The organism is Paractinoplanes ovalisporus, from assembly GCF_016834655.1.
In the GTDB taxonomy this organism is placed as follows: Bacteria; Actinomycetota; Actinomycetes; order Mycobacteriales; family Micromonosporaceae; genus Actinoplanes; species Actinoplanes ovalisporus.
On the sequence record NZ_JAENHP010000003.1, the window covers coordinates 235,646 to 250,615 of the forward strand.

The following is a 14,970-nucleotide window of genomic DNA, read 5'->3' on the forward strand; positions in this document are numbered from 1 at the left end:
GGCGGCACGATTTCAAGCGCTTGCCGGAAGGATCGAGAAAGACGCTGGGATCCACGAGTCTGCCGCACCGGGGGCACCGTTGAGTCATGAGGGCACGTTAGGAGCCGGGTACGACAGATTCGCCGGGCGGGCGACCGTCTGCTGTGGACTGGTAGCGTGCCGGGCATGCGCCGTCGTGGGTTGCTCAAACTTGCTGCTGGACTTCCGCTTGCGGGGGCCGGACTGGGAGGTGGGCCGACGGCTGCGGCCGAACCGCCACCGTCGCCGCGCGGGCGGGTGGCGGGGCTGCTGGCGCGTGAGGATCACCTGGTGCGCCCGGCCAACCAGGCCCGGCTGCGTGGACTGGTGCTGCGGCTGTCGTGGAAAGACGCCCAGCTCACGCCGGGTGCGAGCCTGAGCAAGGCGGCCACCGACGCGCTGGACCGGGCGGAAGCGGTCGCCCCGGGCTACCCGTTCCTGAAACTGCGCCTGGTCGCGGGGGCCGAGTCGCCGGACTGGGCGCTGCACCTCGACGACGGGCCGCTGACCGAGTGGGTGGACCCGGAGGACATCACGAAGAAATACACCGTCCCGCAGTGGTGGCAGCCCGAGTTCCTCGGCGCGTACGAAGGTCTGCTGACCGCGCTGGCCGATGAGCTGGACGGGCGGCCCCGGTGGGCGGAAGTGACCGTGTCGGCCACCTGCACGATCTATGCCGAACCGTGTGTCAAGCAGCTCGGGGTGGCGGCCAACCGGGGCCAGGCGCGTGACGCCGGATACACCGACGCCAAGGATCAGGACGCGCTGCGGCAGGCGATGGACGCCCACCACCGGATCCTCACGCCGCTGGGTATCGCGTCGTCGGTGGCGTACAACCCGTGGCAGACGCTCGACGACGCCGGTGCGGTGCTGGTCAGCCCGGCCACCACCCGCGCCCTCATGGATCATCAGAGGACCACCATGGGTGCGTACGGGGTGTGGGCGAACAACTCCCTGAGCGCGCGCTGGGTGAACGGGGAGCCGGTGCAGAACCGGACCGACTACGACGCCATGTACGAGTACATGACCACGGCGGCCCGGGCGGGGCATCCGGTGCAGTTCCAGACGGCGACCCTTGCGAAGATCCAGGAGGCGCAGGGCTCGGTGTACGCCACCGCGTCGTGGGCGGCCCGCCGCGGCGCCCTGTCGGTCGAGCTGCCGCGTGGCTGGGAGCAGGACGACGACGTGATCGACCTGGACCGCGCGGGCGAGCTCAACCGCCTGTTCGCCGGCAACACCGGGGAAGCTAACCCTTCACGGCTCCGGTGAGGCTGAACGCGCCGCCGAAGACGCGGGACATGGCGGTGTAGAGCAGCACCACCGGCAGGGTGTAGAGGATCGCGAAGGCGGCCAGCTGCCCGTAGGCGACCTGGCCGTACGTGGAGAAGAACGTGTAGATGGTGACGGCGGCGGGCTGGCTGTCGGGGCTCTGCAGCAGGATGAACGGGACGAAGAAGTTGCCCCACTGGGTGACGAACGTGAAGACGAACACCACCGTCAGGCCGGGGACCATCAGAGGCAGGATGATGCGGCGCAGGCTCTGCAGCCAGCCGGCGCCGTCGGTCCAGGCGGCCTCCTCCAGTTCGACCGGCACCGAGTCCATGAAGTTCTTCATCATCCAGATCGCGAACGGCAGCGACGACGCGGCCATGAACAGGATCAGCGCGGGCACCGAGTCGGTCAGTTCGAACTGGCTGTACATCGTGTAGACGGGCACCATGACCGCGGTGATGGGCAGGCCGGTGGAGAACAGGATGCCGTACAGGAAGATCCGGCCGAAGCGGCTGCGGTAGCGCGACAGGGGATAGGCGGCCAGCACCGCTGCCAGGACCGTGATCAGGGCTGTGCCGCCGGAGATGATCAGGGAGTTAAGCACGGGCCGGAAGATGGTCTCGGGGGTGAGCACGTCGGCGAAGTTCTTCAGCGAGAACTCCCACGTGATGTCGGCGGACAGGGCGGCGCCGGGTTGGATGGAGGCCACCACCAGCCACAGGAACGGCAGGAAGAACGACACCGCCACGAGCGCGAGGACGGCGTGGACGGCGAGCCGCAGGGGGCCGCGGCGGGCGCCGGTCACAGGTTGTCCACCTTGATCAGGCGTACGTAGATGAGGGAGAAGATGGCGCCGATGACCAGCAGGACCAGGGCCATCGCGGTGCCGTAGCCGAGTTTGTAGAACTGGAACGACTCCTGATACATGTAGATCGGCGTCGTCGAGCTCTTCGTGCCGGGCCCGCCCTTGGTCATCACGTAGATGAGCCCGAACGCGGCCAGGGTCTGCAGGGTGATCAGCATCAGGTTGCTGACGATGGACCGGCGGATCAGCGGCAGCGTCACCGACCGCAGCCGCTGCCAGGCCGACGCCCCGTCGACCGCGGCCGCCTCGTGCAGTTCGGGTGGCACGTCGTTGAGGGCGGCCTGGTAGACCAGCATCGAGAACGCGGTGCCGCGCCACACGTTGGCCAGGATGACGGCCAGCATCGGGGTGGTGTAGAGCCAGTTCTGGTCGAGCCCGGCCCAGCCCAGGATGCCGTTGAGGGTGCCGTCGCGGTGCAGGTAGGAGTACCAGCAGAAACCGGCCACCACTTCGGGCACCGTCCAGGCGGCGATGACCAGCCCGCTGACCACGCCGCGGGTGCCGGCGTTGCGGCCGCGCAGCAGCAGCGCGATCAGCAGGCCGAGGGTGTTCTGCCCGATGACGGCCGAGCCGACCACGAACACCAGGGTCAGCCACAGCGAGTTCCAGAACTGGGCGTCGTGCCACATCGTGGTGAAGTTGTCGACGCCGATGAAGTTGACCTCGGCCGAGCCGGTCAGGGCGACGTCGGTGAACGCGCTGTAGGCGGCCCAGATCAGCGGGCCGGCGAAGAACACCGCGAGCAGCGCCAGGGCCGGGACGAACGCCCCGATCCTGGCGGCCCGCGGCGCGGTGGCGCTCGTCATGACGCGCTGGTCACCTTGTCGGGCCCGCCGACGGCCGAGGTGACCTGTTCGGCGAACGTCTTGGCGGCCTGGTCGACCGACGCCTGACCGGTCATCACGGCCTCCATGGCGACCTGGATGGCGTTGGAGACGTTCGGGTAGTCGGGGTAGGCGGGCCGGAAGTGGGTGACCTCGACCAGGTCGGTGAAGAACTCCAGCGACGGGTTGGACTCCAGGTAGCGCGGATCGGCGGCCACGTCCTTGCGTTCGGCGATCTGACCGGCGCCGATGTCGTACTTGAGGGTGTTCTCCTTGTTCAGCATGGTCGCGATGAAGTCGAACGAGGCCTTCTTGTCCTTGGAGTTCGCGCCGACCGACAGCAGCCACCCACCGGACATGCTGGTCTTGCCGGGGGCCTCACCGTTCTGGGTGGGCATGGCGGCGTAGCCCAGGTTCTGGCTCCACTGCGGCCACGGTTTGCTGCCGCTGTCGAGCCAGGTGCTGCTGACCCAGGAGCCGTCGAGGTTGATGCCGAGCTTGCCGGCGGGCACCAGCTCGGTGTTGACCTTGGTGCCCCAGTTGGGGTCGAGGGCGTCCTGCGGGTCCGGCGCCAGCTTCTCGTCGAAGATCGTCTTGATGAACTGCAGGGAGTCGTTGAAGCCGGGGCTCTGCACGATCCACTTCTTCTGCGCGTCGTCGTAGAGCGTGTGCTTCGTGCCGTACAGGAGCATCTCGAAGCCCTGCATCGTGGAGCCCTCGCCGGCGCCCTTGCCGGAGTAGACGTTGAGCGGGGTGACGCCGGGGACCTTCTGCTTGATGGTGCGGGCCGTGGCCAGGATGTCGTCCCAGCTCCTGGGTTCCCACGGCTCGGCGATGCCGGCCTTCTTGAAGACGGTCTTGTCGTACCACAGGGCGCGGGTGTCGGTGCCCATCGGCACCCCGTACGTCTTGCCGTCCTGGGCCTTGCCGGCGGCCTTGGCGGCGTCGGTGAACTGGGCCCAGTCGGCCCACCCGTTGAGGTATTCGTCGATGGGGGCGAGGAACCCGGCCTGGATGTCGGTGTTGATCAGGAACGTGTCCTCGTACATGACGTCGGGGGCGGTCTTGGGTGAGCGGTTCATCAGCGACAGCTTGGTGTAGTAGTCGTTCTCGGCCGCCTCGATCGGCACCAGCTCCACCGTGTAACCGGCGTGGGCGGCCTCGTACTCCTTCTTGACGTCCTGCAGCTGGTTGTCGAGCTGGATGAACGCTCCGAACTTCTGGTAGGCGACGGTGATCGTCTTGTCGTCGTCGCCGCTGTCCGACCCGCCGCAGCCGGCCGACGCCGTGGCCAGGGCGAGTGCGGACAGGGCGGCGAGAACGAGTTTGGGCCGCATCAGGACTCCTCTCGCGATCGCAAGATCCATTGAGTATCGTCTCTGTAAACGTTGTCTGAAAACGTAATCAGATAGCCTTAGCCGCGCAACACCTGCGACGGCATGAGCTTCGGGAGCGGACGTTGGCACAGCGCCGGCCCACGATGCACGACGTCGCGCGGGCGGCCGGGGTCAGCCCGGCGACGGTCTCGCGCGTGGTCAACAACGAGCGCTACATCCGCGACGAGACCCGCGCCGCGGTCGAACGGGCCATCGCCGAGCTGGGCTTCGAACGCAACGCGGCGGCCCGGGCGCTGCGTCCCGGGCAGAGCTCCGACACCGTCGCCCTGGTCATCGAGGACGCGGTCAACCCGTTCTGGTCGGCGGTGACCGACGGCGCCGAGCAGGTGGCCCGCAGCCACCAGCACATGCTCGTGGTGGCCAGCACCCGGCAGAGCTACGACCGGGAACGTGACCTGCTGCGCGACCTGGTGCTGCGCCGCCGGGTCGACGGGGTGCTGGTCGTCCCGACCGCGCACACCCAGCGCGATCTGCACACCGAGCTGAGCCGGTGGGCGCCGATGGTGTTCCTCGACCGCACCCCGGCCGGGGTGCCCGCCGACGCGGTCGTGCTCGACAACCAGGGCGGCGCCCGCAAGGCCGTGCAGAGCCTGCTCGAGCAGGGCCACCGGCGCATCGCGTACGTCGGCGGCGACCCGTCGGTGACCACCGGCCGGTCCCGGCTGGCCGGTTACAAACAGGCCCTCAAACGCGCCGGGCTGCCCTACGACCCGGCGCTGGTGCGGCTCAACGCGCACACCGTCGACGACGCCCGGACCGCCGCCACCGGCCTGCTGGGGCTGGCCGACGCCTTCTTCGCCGACAACAACCGCATGTGCGTCGGGGTGCTGCACGCGGTGCGGGGCAGCCGGGCCGGGGTGGCCGCGTTCGACGACATCGAGTTCGCGGATCTGCTGCCCCACCCGATCACCCTGGTGACCTATGACGCGGCCGCTTTCGGCGCGCACGCCGCGGAGCTGCTGTTCGCGCGGATGACCGGTGCCGACACCCCGCCGCGGCGGTCGGTGCACCACACCACCCTGGTGACCCGCGGCGGTTAGGGTACGGCGTGGACCTGGCGATCGAGGACGCACGGCGGATCTGGCTGCGCGCGCAACGGCTCGACACCGCCGAGCCGTTCGGGGACGGGCCGCCGGCGGTGGCAGCGGCCGTACGGCACCTGGGTTACGTGCAGATCGACACCATCAACGTCATCGAGCGGGCCCACCACCACATCCTGTTCAGCCGGATCCCGGGCTACCGGCGCGCCGATCTCGCGGCCGCGCAGAGCGTCGACAAGAGCGTCTTCGAGGTGTGGACACACGCCCTGTCGTACGCCCCGGCCGAGGACCTGCGGTTCTTCCTGCCCCGCATGCGGCAGTTGCGGACCGGGCCGTGGCTGAGCTGGCACCGCAGCGCCACCCCGCAGGACGTGCGGCGGGTCGTGGCCCGGGTCCGCGACGGCGGGCCGCTGAGCATCCGTGACATCACCGACGACGTGCTGGTCGACAAGGAATGGCTGTGGGCGAGCCGCAAACCGTCGAAGCTGGCCTTGGAGATCGCCTTCTCGTGGGGGCTGCTGACCGTCAGCGAACGGGCCGGCATGGTCAAGACGTACGAGCTGATGGACCGTCACTTCGGGTGGGACCGCCCGCCCCGCCCGGCCACCGCCCGGCAGGAACTGGCCTACCGGCTCGACCGGGCGTTACGCGCGCAGGGCCTGGTCAGCGTGGCCTCGGTGTGTTTCCACGCGCCTGCGCTGAAGACGGCCGCGCGGGAGCTGATCGAGCAGCGGGTCCGCCGCCGGCAGCTGGTGCCGGTCACCGTGGCCGGTGTCGGGCACTGGGCGGCCCCGGACACCCTCGACAGCGTGCCACCCCCGGCCGACCCGGACGTGGTGCATCTGCTGTCGCCGTTCGACCCGCTGATCATCCAGCGGGACCGGCTCGAGTTGTTCTTCGGCTACCGGCACGTGTTCGAGGCGTACGTGCCCAAGGCCAAGCGCCGGTACGGCTATTTCGCGCTGCCGGTGCTGGCCGGTGACCGGGTCGTGGCGGTGATCGACCTCAAGACCGACCGGGCCGCCGGGAAACTGCTCGTGCAGCAGTGGACGTGGACCGGGCCGGACCGGCCTGACGTCGACCGGGCCCTGGAGAGGTTCGAACAGTTCCAGTTGACCCCTCAGCCCCAGGGGTAACAGTCTGCGCGAACCCGGCCCCGGGCGGCCCGCAACCCGAGGACCGTGAGGGGCATGGCCACGTTCCTGTACCGGCTGGGCCGGGCTTCGTTCCAGCGCCGCTGGGCCGTGCTGTTGATCTGGGCCGGTGTGCTGGTCGCCGCCCTGACCGGCATGGTCGTGCTGCAGCAACCCACCAGCGCCACCTTCAGCATCCCCGGCACCCCCGCCCAGCAGACGATGGACCTGCTGCAGGAACGGTTCCCGCGCGCCGGTGCGGGCGCCTCGGCGCGGGTGGTGTTCTCGCAGCCGGGCGGGAACCGCCTCGACGGCGACGCCGCTGTGCGGGCCGTCAACTCGCTCAAGGGCGCCCCGCAGGTCGCCTCGGTCGCCACGCTCGCCGCCAACGCCGACGGCACCGTCGCCTTCACCCAGGTCACGTTCACCGTGCCGGCCGAGCAGCTGAGCCGATCAGCCCGGCAGAGCCTCGACGACGTGGTCAAGTTCGCCCGGGCCGACGGCCTGATCGCCGAGGTCGGCGGGGACGCCGTGGCACCCGCCGGACACGCCCCCTGGGGGGAGGCGGCCGGCATCATCGTGGCCGCCCTGGTGCTGCTGGCCACCTTCGGCTCGCTGGTGGCGGCGGGGCTGCCGCTGCTGACCGCGATGATCGGGGTGGCCCTGGGGTTCGCCGGGATCGGCATCGCGACCCGGTTCACCGACCTGTCCGGCACCACGTCGACCCTGGCGTCGATGCTGGGCCTGGCCGTGGCCATCGACTACGCCCTGTTCATCGTGTCGCGTTACCGCGGGGAACTCGCCGCCGGCCGGGAACCGCAGGAGGCGGCCGGGCGGGCGGTGGGCACCGCGGGCAACGCCGTCGTGTTCGCCGGTCTGACCGTGGTGATCGCCCTGGCCGGGCTGGCCGTGGCCGGCATCCCGTTCCTGACCCAGATGGGGGTGGCCGCCGCGGGCACGGTGGCGGTGGCCGTCGTCATCGCGCTCACCCTGCTGCCGGCGCTGATCGGGTTCGCGGGCAGACGGATCACCCCGGCCCGCGTACGGGATCCGTTCGACCGCCCGCCGCTGGGTGTGCGGTGGGTGCGCCTGATCTCCCGGAAACCGGCCGTGGCGGTGGTCGCCTGCGTGCTCGGCCTGGGCGTGGTCGCGATTCCCGCGTACGACCTGCGGCTGGGCCTGCCGACCGACGGCACCGCGGCCGACGACACTTCTCCGCGCCGCGCGTACGACCTGCTCGCCGACGGTTTCGGGCCCGGCTACAACGGCCCGCTGACCGTGGTCACCGTCCCCGGCGTGTCGCTCGGCCCGGTGGTGGGGGTGGGCCTGGCCATGCCGGCGGCCACCAACGAGGCCGGTGACACGTCGATCGTCACCGTCATCCCGGAGACCGGCCCGGACGACCCGGCGACCGAGGACCTGGTGCACCGGCTGCGGGCGCTGCCCGGGGTGCTCGGCGTCACCGGCACCACGGCCGTCAACATGGACGTCAGCGACAAACTGGCCGCGGCCCTGCTGCCGTACCTGGCCCTGATCGTCGGTCTGGCCTTCATCCTGCTGACCTTGGTGTTCCGGTCGCTGCTGGTGCCGTTGAAAGCCACCTTGGGTTTCCTGCTGTCGGTGGCGGCCACGTTCGGGGCCCTGGTTGCGGTGTTCCAGTGGGGCTGGCAGGCCTTCGTGCTCGGCATCACCCAGACCGGCCCGATCATCAGTTTCCTGCCGATCCTGCTCATCGGCATCGTGTTCGGCCTGGCCATGGACTACCAGGTGTTCCTGGTGACCCGCATGCGCGAGGACTTCGTGCACGGCGCCCCGGCCCGCCAGGCCGTGGTCTTCGGGTTCGGCCACGGCGCCCGGGTCGTCACCGCGGCCGCCCTGATCATGATGAGCGTGTTCTTCGGGTTCATGCTCGGCCCCGAAGCGATCATCAAGTCGATCGGGTTCGCGCTGGGGGTGGCGATCCTGTTCGACGCCGTGGTGGTGCGGATGACCCTGGTGCCGGCCGTCATGCTGCTGCTCGGCCCGTCCGCGTGGTGGCTGCCGCGCTGGCTCGACCGGCTGCTGCCCGACGTCGACGTGGAGGGGGCGAAACTGGCCCAGCGGCTGGACACCCCGCCCCGCCACGACCACGCCGAGCCGGGTCTGACCGACGACGAGAAGGCCGAGGAGCCGGTCACCGCGTGACGGTTCGCCCCGATGTGACACTGTGACCGGATGCCGATCTCGCCGTACATCACCGGGCTGCGCGCCCACATCGGTCACGACCTGCTGCTGCTTCCCGGCGCGAGCGCGGTCGTGCGCGACGACCAGGGCCGCATCCTGCTGCTCAAACGGTCGGACAACGGGCAGTGGTCGCTGCCGGCCGGAATGATCGACCCGGGGGAGCAGCCGGCCGAGACGGTGCTGCGGGAGATCGAGGAGGAGACCGGGGTCATCGCCGAGATCGAACGCCTCGCCGGCGTGGCCATGCACGCGGCCGAATACCCCAACGGCGACAAGTGCGAATACCTGGCCGTGTGGTTCCGGTGCCGGGCCGTCGGCGGTCAGGCCCGCCCCGACGGCGACGAATCCCTCGAAGTGGGCTGGTTCACGCCCGACGACATGCCCGAGGTGAGCGGCCTGACCAAACTGCGGATCGAGACCACCGCCGCCCCGGACGGGCCGCCCTGGTTCGTGCAGCCCGGTGACGTCCACGCCGAGCTGGGCCCCCGGCACGGTCTCTAGAGTCCCAGCGCCGCCCGGACCAGGGCCAGCGCGGTCTCGGGCGGCACCCCCAGACCTTTGACCTTTTCCGCGTACGTGGCGGCGGCCTTCTGCGCCTGGGTCGAGGTGCCCGCCGCCCGGGCCGTGACGACCGTTCCCAGGCGGCCCCGGGTCTCGACCAGGCCGGCCAGCTCGAGCTCCCGGTAGGCCCGGGCCACCGTGTTGGCCGCCAGACCCAGTTCGGCGGCCAGGGCCCGTACGGGAGGAAGCTTCTCCCCGGCCGCCAGGGTGCCCGCGGCGGCCAGCTCGGCGATGCGCAACCGCACCTGCTCGTACGGGGGTGTGGCCGAGGCCGGGTCGATGACGATGTCCATCAGATCAGTCTGGGGGGTGTGTTGCCCGCGGCCGTGATGGCGCGGCGCATCGGGACCAGGGAGAGCAGGATGCCACCGACCACGAAGAACACGACCAGGCTGATGATGCCGAGCCGGTAGCTGTCGGTGAGCTGGAAGATCAGGCCGAACAGCAGCGGCCCGAGCCAGCTGGTGCCCTTGTCGCTGATCTCGTAGAAGCCGTAGTACTCGCCCTCGCGGCCGTTCGGGATGAGCTGGGAGAACAGGCTGCGGCTCAGGGCCTGGCTGCCGCCCATGACGATGCCGATGCCCGCGCCCAGCAGCATGAACGGCAGCGGTTGCCCGGCCGGCAGCCAGTAGGCGGCGGCGATCACGACCAGCCACAGGGCCAGGCTCAGCAGCACCGTCTTGCGGGCGCCGATCCGGTTCGCCAGGGCGCCCAGCAGCAGCGCGCCGCCGAACGCCAGGAACTGCACGATGAGGATGGTGACGATCAGCGTGGACTGGGTGAGGTCCAGTTCCTCGCTGCCGAACTGGGCGGCCAGGGCGATCACGGTCTGGATGCCGTCGTTGTAGATCAGATAGGCGAGCAGGAAGAACAACGTCAGCGGGTACGCCTTGAGGCTGCGCAGCGTGTGCCCGAGCTGCTTGAACCCGTCGGTCAGCACGTTGCCGCGCCCGGCCTCCGCGGCCGCCCCCGCCGCCGGGTGTTCCTTGAGCCAGCGCAGCGGGATGAGGGTGAACACGGCCCACCACACGCCGGCGCTGACGATGCAGAACCGGGCGATGTCCATGGTGCGCTGGTCGTCGCCGTCGATCGACAGGATCATCACGGCGACCAGGTTCGCGGCCAGCAGCAGCCCGCCGCCCAGATAGCCGAGGGCCCAGCCGCGGCTGGACACCTTGTCGCGTTCGTCGGGGCCGGCCAGTTGCGGCAGGAACGAGTTGTAGACGACGACGGCGGCGCCGAACGCGATGTTGGCGACCAGGAACAGCAGCCCGCCCAGCAGGTAACGGTCGCCGGTCACGAACACCATGGCGATGGTGGCGGCGGCGCCCAGGAACGCGGCCCCGGCCAGCAGCGGCTTCTTGCGCGGGGCGCGGTCGGCGATGGCCCCCATGACGGGCAGCACGAACACGGTGAGGAAGACCGACAGGCTGACCACGTACGGGTAGAAGGAGCCGGCGGCGATGGTGAGGCCGAACGGGTGCACCCGGCCGGTGCAGTCGTCGGTTCCGAGGGGGCAGCCGGCGGCGATCTCGGTGGTGGTGGTCAAAAACGGTCCGAGGAAGACGGTCAGGACCGTGGTCGAGAAGGCCGAGTTGGCCCAGTCGTAGAAGTACCAGCCCGTGCGTTCCCGGCGGGCGGGAGCGATGGTGTCAGTGCCGGGTGCGGCCATGTGCTCGGCTCCAGATGTCGATCGTCAGCGCCGAAACTATGTCATCCGCACACCACGCCCGGGGAGAGGCCGGATACTCAGTTTTCCTGCCACCACCGGGCCAGGGCGCTCGTCGCGGGATCGTCGGAGTCGGCCAGGGCAGCCCACGGGTCCTGAGCGGGCGGAAGGTCGACGCCGGCGTATTCGGCGAGCTCCTCCGGCCGTACGGGATCAGGGGTGTCCGCGACCGCGGCGGCGTGCACGACACCGAGGCTGCCGGTGTCGATCCAGGGGAAACCGTCGACCGGTTCGGGCAGCTCACCGACGTCGAGCGCGGGCGGGAACACGTCGACCGGGTCGGCCGTCACCACGTCGTCGGCCACGGCGGCGTGGTCCTCGACCGGCAGCGGGTCGTCCAGCGGCTCCTCGTGATGATGCTCGACCGGCTCGAAATGACCGGGGTCGTCGAACAACTCATGATCGTCCGGCTGGTCGAAATGCCCGAAGCTGTCGTGGCTGTCGGGCGTGTCGTGCAGGTCGGGCGTGTCGAAGACCGAGAAGTCGTCGTGGTCGCCGAAGTCGTGATGGTCCGTCATCGGTCCTCCTCGTCGTGCGGCGCGGGCGTCAGCGCCCGGGCCCGGGAAAGTGCCGCGTCGGCGGCGCGCAGCCTCGCGCGTACCCCGTCGAGCTCCTGCTGGGCCGCGGCGCGCCGTTTCGCCCGGCCGGCCGCGTCCTCGGCGGCGGCCGCGTCGATCTCGGCGATGTGCGCGTCCAGGTCCCGCAGCCGCTTCTCGACGGCGTCGTCGACCGCGACGGACAGGGCGTACTGAAGGTCGGTGAACCGGTTGGCGATCTCGTCGGCCAGCGCCGCCCGGGCCTCGCCGAGCACGTCGCGCAGCCAGATCCTCGCCTGCTGCCGGTCGGTCTGCACCCGCCGCCGGTACAGCACGTACCCGCCGGCGGCCAGGCCCAGACCGATCCCGGCGACCGGGATGAGCAACCCGCCGCCGACCGCGAGGACGGACGCGCCCAGCATGGCGCCGCGCCCGGCCATGAACGCGATGCCGCCGGCGGACAGGGCGATCAGCAGGTTGTCGGCCGAGCCGTCGCGGGGCGGGGCGGCGTCCATGGCGTGGCGCAGCGACGCGTTGAGCCGGCCCAGCATCGCCGCGCGTTCGCTCTCGTCGAACACCGACGCCAGGACCTTCTCCCCGACCTGCGCGAACGTGTCCTCCAGCTGCTGCGACAGCTGCACGGCGACGGCCTGCAACTCGGCGTCGAGCTGCTCGGGCAGCTTGGCCAGGGCCTCCCCACGGCCGGCGTCGATGCGCTGGGAGAACTCCTGCTGCACGGCGGCGATGCGGGTGCGCAACGCCCCGACGGTCTCGACCCGGGCGCGTTGGGTCTCGGTGCTCAGCAGCAGCGTCCACTGCCGCGACTCGGTGCGTTTGCGCGCGGCCAGGGCGGCGCGTTCGGCGCGGATCTGCGCGGTGCGCACGGGGTCGGCTTCCACCGCCCGTACGGTGTCCTCCGCCGCCGACTGCAGGCGCAGCAGATCACCGCGGGCCGCCCGCAGCACGTTCGCCAGCTGCAACTGGTGCCCGCGCCCGGCCAGCTCGACCAGGGCGTGCTGCAGTTCGGCGATCTTCGACGCCTCGACCAGGGCCGCCTGCTCCTCCGGTCCCGCCTCGACGGCCAGCTCGGCCAGGGTGGACGACACCGCGAACCAGGACGCCTCGGCGAACCGCGGGGCGTGGGCGCGCAGCAGAGCCCGGTTGTCGTCGAGGATGCGCCGCCACCCCGCAAACCCGTCGATCTTGGTGAGGGCGAAGACCACCGCGTCGACCCGCTCGCTGGCCGCGACCAGGAAGTCCAGTTCCGGCCCGGACAGCGGCGCCGAGGCGTCGGCGACGAACAGCAGCGCCGTGGCCCGTTCCACCGCGGCCAGGGCGACCGCGGTGTGGGCCGGGTCGAGGCCACCGACGCCGGGAGTGTCGAGCAGGCTGACGTAGCGCAGCATCGGCGCCGGGTGGCTGACCTCGATGCGCCGGGCCCGCTGGGCGCCGGTGGCCCACTCGGCCAGGCTGTCGATGTCGACCGGGTCGGCCGAGCCGGGCAGCCACGCCCGGGCGCCGGCCGGGCCGGGCACGAACTGCAGGTAGGTGGCGGTGGCGACGGCGGCGTCGACCGGGGACAGGCCGGGCACCCCGAGCAGCGCGTTGATCAGGGAGCTCTTGCCGCGTTTGGTCTCGCCCACCACGACGACCTCGGGGCGGGTCAGGCGGCGGCGCCGCAGGTCGGCCAGTTCGGCGCCCGCGTCGGGGTCCTGGGTGCGCACGTACGCCAGGGTGTCGTTGACAGCGGCGTCGAGAACCGGGGTCAGGTCGTTGGCCGGTTTTTGTGCGGAGCGGGGCTGCGTCATCGGCGCGCCTGCTTCCTCATCGGCGTCTGCCTCCTCATCGGCGCACCTGCTGCCTGTTCTTCGGCGGGCGGGGTCATCGGCGCACCTGCTGGGCCAGGATGTGGAAGCCGCGCTGGGCGACCTGGGCGACGCGGGACTGGGCGGGACCGGCCCCGGCGACCGCGTAGACCCGCCACCGGTTCGCGGCGGCCACGGCGGCCGTGGCGAGTTCCTCCACGCCGGCGTCGGGCAGCCGCAGGATCCAGCGCGGGTCTTCCGAGGTGGCCAGCCGGGTCAGTTCCTGCTCCCATTCCACGGGCAGCGCGACCGCGCCGGTGGCGACCCGCTGGGCGGCGTCGAGCAGCCGCAGCCGGTGGTAGGCGGGGTCACGCAGCAGCCGTTCCACACCGTCGCGCAGCCTTTCCCGGTCGCGTTCGTCGCGGGTGTGCCCGGCCAGCCGCTCGAGCCGCGACAACGCCCACCCGGCCTTGATCGCGTCGGACCGCCACCGGAACGTCTCCTCCAGGGTGTTGCGCAGCCGGGGGAACCCGGACGCGGCGACCAGCCGGCGCACCAGCTCCCCGGTGGACAGCCGCGGGTCGGCTTCCAGCTGGGCCAGGGCGAACCCGATGCCGTACAGGTCGAGCAGCTGCAGCAACCGTTCCCGCTGCTCGGCGCCGACCGGGGCGGTCCGCGACCGGAACAGGTCGACCGACGCCAGCATGATCTTCAACTCGGCCGGGGGCAACGCGGCGAGCTGCCGCAGGGCGTCCCGGTCGGCACCGGTGAGCCGCCCCGACTCACCGGTCTCGGCGAGCAGGCCGACCACGGGCACGACGTCGGAGACCGTACGGGAAAGAAGTGAGGCCTGCTGCTCGGCCAGCGGACCCGCCACCGGCCACGGGTCGCCGGCTCCGGCGACCAGGGTGTCGGCCTTGCCGAACACGCCGAGCGCGTTGATCGGGGTGGACGCGAGCCGGGCCGACGCGTCCCGGAACGCCTCCAGGGCGCGCAGGTCGTCGGCCCGCACCGCCTGGGTGAACACGTAGACCACGGCCTCGGCGGCGGCGACCTCCCCGGCCGAGTCGGCGTCGATGTCGGCGTCGAACGGGGCGGTCGAGGTGCCCACGGCCTCTTCGGCGCGGGCACTGACGAGCGTGTCGGTCGACGCCAGGCCGGGCGTGTCGACCACGGTCAGGTCACGCAGTTTCTCACTGGTGAGGGTGACGTCGACGTACGCGACGCGGGACGCGGGCACCCCGAGGCGCTGCGGAATCATGCCGTCGTCGTCCAGTGGCAGGCTCCGGCGCGACCCGTCACGGCACACCACATCGACCCGGTCGGCCGTCCCGTAACGGAAACGGGTGACCACCCGGGTGCACTCACCGACCGCCGTGGGCGCGACCCGGCGCCCGATCAACGCGTTGACGAGTGTCGACTTTCCGGCTTTCAGGCGACCCGCGATCGCAACCCGTAACGGTTCACCGAGGCGGTCACGGATCTGAATTAGCTGGCCACCGGCCTCTTTCCCGACACGGGCCACCATCTGGTCACAGAGCGTCGCTACGCTGGCGCTCAGCGGGCC

The 14,970-nt window shown here is 71.0% G+C and carries 13 protein-coding genes; 5 read left to right on the top strand and 8 right to left on the bottom strand.

The features are described 5' to 3' along the window. The first annotated feature begins 165 nt into the window (after positions 1–165). Positions 166–1,287 carry a hypothetical protein gene (locus tag JIG36_RS11270; protein ID WP_236046639.1) on the top strand — a complete coding sequence of 374 codons (1,122 nt, stop codon included), beginning with the start codon at positions 166–168 and terminating at the stop codon, positions 1,285–1,287. On the opposite strand, the gene JIG36_RS11275 is transcribed toward JIG36_RS11270, so the two are convergent. Genes JIG36_RS11275 through JIG36_RS11285 form a run of 3 tightly spaced genes read right to left on the bottom strand, consistent with a single transcriptional unit; the run spans position 1,265 to position 4,316 of the window. Beyond that, positions 1,265–2,095: a carbohydrate ABC transporter permease gene (locus JIG36_RS11275; protein ID WP_203376047.1), complete on the bottom strand. Its 831-nt coding sequence runs from the start codon at positions 2,093–2,095 to the stop codon at positions 1,265–1,267. The two genes, JIG36_RS11270 and JIG36_RS11275, sit on opposite strands and share 23 nt — an antisense overlap. Continuing rightward, positions 2,092–2,961: a carbohydrate ABC transporter permease gene (locus tag JIG36_RS11280; protein ID WP_203376048.1), complete on the bottom strand. Its 870-nt coding sequence runs from the start codon at positions 2,959–2,961 to the stop codon at positions 2,092–2,094. The genes JIG36_RS11275 and JIG36_RS11280 overlap by 4 nt, the downstream gene beginning before the upstream one ends. After that, positions 2,958–4,316, bottom strand: a complete 1,359-nt coding sequence (locus tag JIG36_RS11285; protein WP_203376049.1) for an extracellular solute-binding protein — start codon at positions 4,314–4,316, stop codon at positions 2,958–2,960. Before JIG36_RS11285 ends, JIG36_RS11280 begins: the two co-directional genes overlap by 4 nt. Positions 4,317–4,438: 122 nt before the next feature. Here JIG36_RS11285 and JIG36_RS11290 point away from each other — a divergent pair, with 122 nt between their 5' ends. Genes JIG36_RS11290 through JIG36_RS11305 form a run of 4 tightly spaced genes read left to right on the top strand, consistent with a single transcriptional unit; the run spans position 4,439 to position 9,273 of the window. Next, positions 4,439–5,416 (top strand): LacI family DNA-binding transcriptional regulator, encoded by a 978-nt coding sequence (locus JIG36_RS11290; RefSeq protein WP_203376050.1) that lies wholly within the window; start codon positions 4,439–4,441, stop codon positions 5,414–5,416. A gap of 8 nt (positions 5,417–5,424) precedes the next feature. After that, positions 5,425–6,552, top strand: coding sequence for a winged helix-turn-helix domain-containing protein (locus JIG36_RS11295; RefSeq protein ID WP_203376051.1), 1,128 nt, complete (start codon positions 5,425–5,427; stop codon positions 6,550–6,552). Positions 6,553–6,606: 54 nt separating this feature from the next. Continuing rightward, on the top strand, positions 6,607–8,733 hold the full coding sequence (locus tag JIG36_RS11300) for an MMPL family transporter (RefSeq protein WP_203376052.1): 2,127 nt from the start codon (positions 6,607–6,609) through the stop codon (positions 8,731–8,733). A 30-nt stretch (positions 8,734–8,763) separates the two neighbouring features. Further along, positions 8,764–9,273 (top strand): NUDIX hydrolase, encoded by a 510-nt coding sequence (locus JIG36_RS11305; protein WP_203376053.1) that lies wholly within the window; start codon positions 8,764–8,766, stop codon positions 9,271–9,273. On the opposite strand, the gene JIG36_RS11310 is transcribed toward JIG36_RS11305, so the two are convergent. The 5 genes from JIG36_RS11310 to JIG36_RS11330 all read right to left on the bottom strand — a co-directional run bounded on the left by JIG36_RS11310 (position 9,270) and on the right by JIG36_RS11330 (position 14,931). After that, the gene (locus JIG36_RS11310) at positions 9,270–9,626 is read right to left on the bottom strand and encodes a GntR family transcriptional regulator (RefSeq protein WP_203376054.1); all 357 of its coding nucleotides are present in this window, start codon (positions 9,624–9,626) and stop codon (positions 9,270–9,272) included. The two genes, JIG36_RS11305 and JIG36_RS11310, sit on opposite strands and share 4 nt — an antisense overlap. Then, a complete protein-coding gene (locus JIG36_RS11315; protein WP_203376055.1) occupies positions 9,626–11,005 on the bottom strand; it encodes an MFS transporter in 1,380 nt (459 codons plus the stop codon). Before JIG36_RS11315 ends, JIG36_RS11310 begins: the two co-directional genes overlap by 1 nt. A 77-nt stretch (positions 11,006–11,082) precedes the next feature. Further along, a complete protein-coding gene (locus JIG36_RS11320; protein WP_203376056.1) occupies positions 11,083–11,580 on the bottom strand; it encodes a hypothetical protein in 498 nt (165 codons plus the stop codon). Continuing rightward, complete coding sequence (locus tag JIG36_RS11325) at positions 11,577–13,406, bottom strand: dynamin family protein (protein WP_203376057.1); 1,830 nt, start codon at positions 13,404–13,406, stop codon at positions 11,577–11,579. Before JIG36_RS11325 ends, JIG36_RS11320 begins: the two co-directional genes overlap by 4 nt. A 73-nt stretch (positions 13,407–13,479) precedes the next feature. Continuing rightward, positions 13,480–14,931: a dynamin family protein gene (locus JIG36_RS11330; RefSeq protein ID WP_236046641.1), complete on the bottom strand. Its 1,452-nt coding sequence runs from the start codon at positions 14,929–14,931 to the stop codon at positions 13,480–13,482. Positions 14,932–14,970 lie beyond the last annotated feature (39 nt).

Bases quoted from the DNA above. Each gene is read 5' to 3' on its own strand.
- JIG36_RS11325 (WP_203376057.1), bottom strand. From the start codon at position 13,406: ATGACGCAGCCCCGCTCCGCACAAAAACCGGCCAACGACCTGACCCCG.
- JIG36_RS11305 (WP_203376053.1), top strand. From the start codon at position 8,764: ATGCCGATCTCGCCGTACATCACCGGGCTGCGCGCCCACATCGGTCAC.
- JIG36_RS11285 (WP_203376049.1), bottom strand. From the start codon at position 4,316: ATGCGGCCCAAACTCGTTCTCGCCGCCCTGTCCGCACTCGCCCTGGCC.
- JIG36_RS11280 (WP_203376048.1), bottom strand. From the start codon at position 2,961: ATGACGAGCGCCACCGCGCCGCGGGCCGCCAGGATCGGGGCGTTCGTC.
- JIG36_RS11300 (WP_203376052.1), top strand. From the start codon at position 6,607: ATGGCCACGTTCCTGTACCGGCTGGGCCGGGCTTCGTTCCAGCGCCGC.
- JIG36_RS11330 (WP_236046641.1), bottom strand. From the start codon at position 14,931: ATGGTGGCCCGTGTCGGGAAAGAGGCCGGTGGCCAGCTAATTCAGATC.
- JIG36_RS11270 (WP_236046639.1), top strand. From the start codon at position 166: ATGCGCCGTCGTGGGTTGCTCAAACTTGCTGCTGGACTTCCGCTTGCG.
- JIG36_RS11320 (WP_203376056.1), bottom strand. From the start codon at position 11,580: ATGACGGACCATCACGACTTCGGCGACCACGACGACTTCTCGGTCTTC.
- JIG36_RS11315 (WP_203376055.1), bottom strand. From the start codon at position 11,005: ATGGCCGCACCCGGCACTGACACCATCGCTCCCGCCCGCCGGGAACGC.
- JIG36_RS11310 (WP_203376054.1), bottom strand. From the start codon at position 9,626: ATGGACATCGTCATCGACCCGGCCTCGGCCACACCCCCGTACGAGCAG.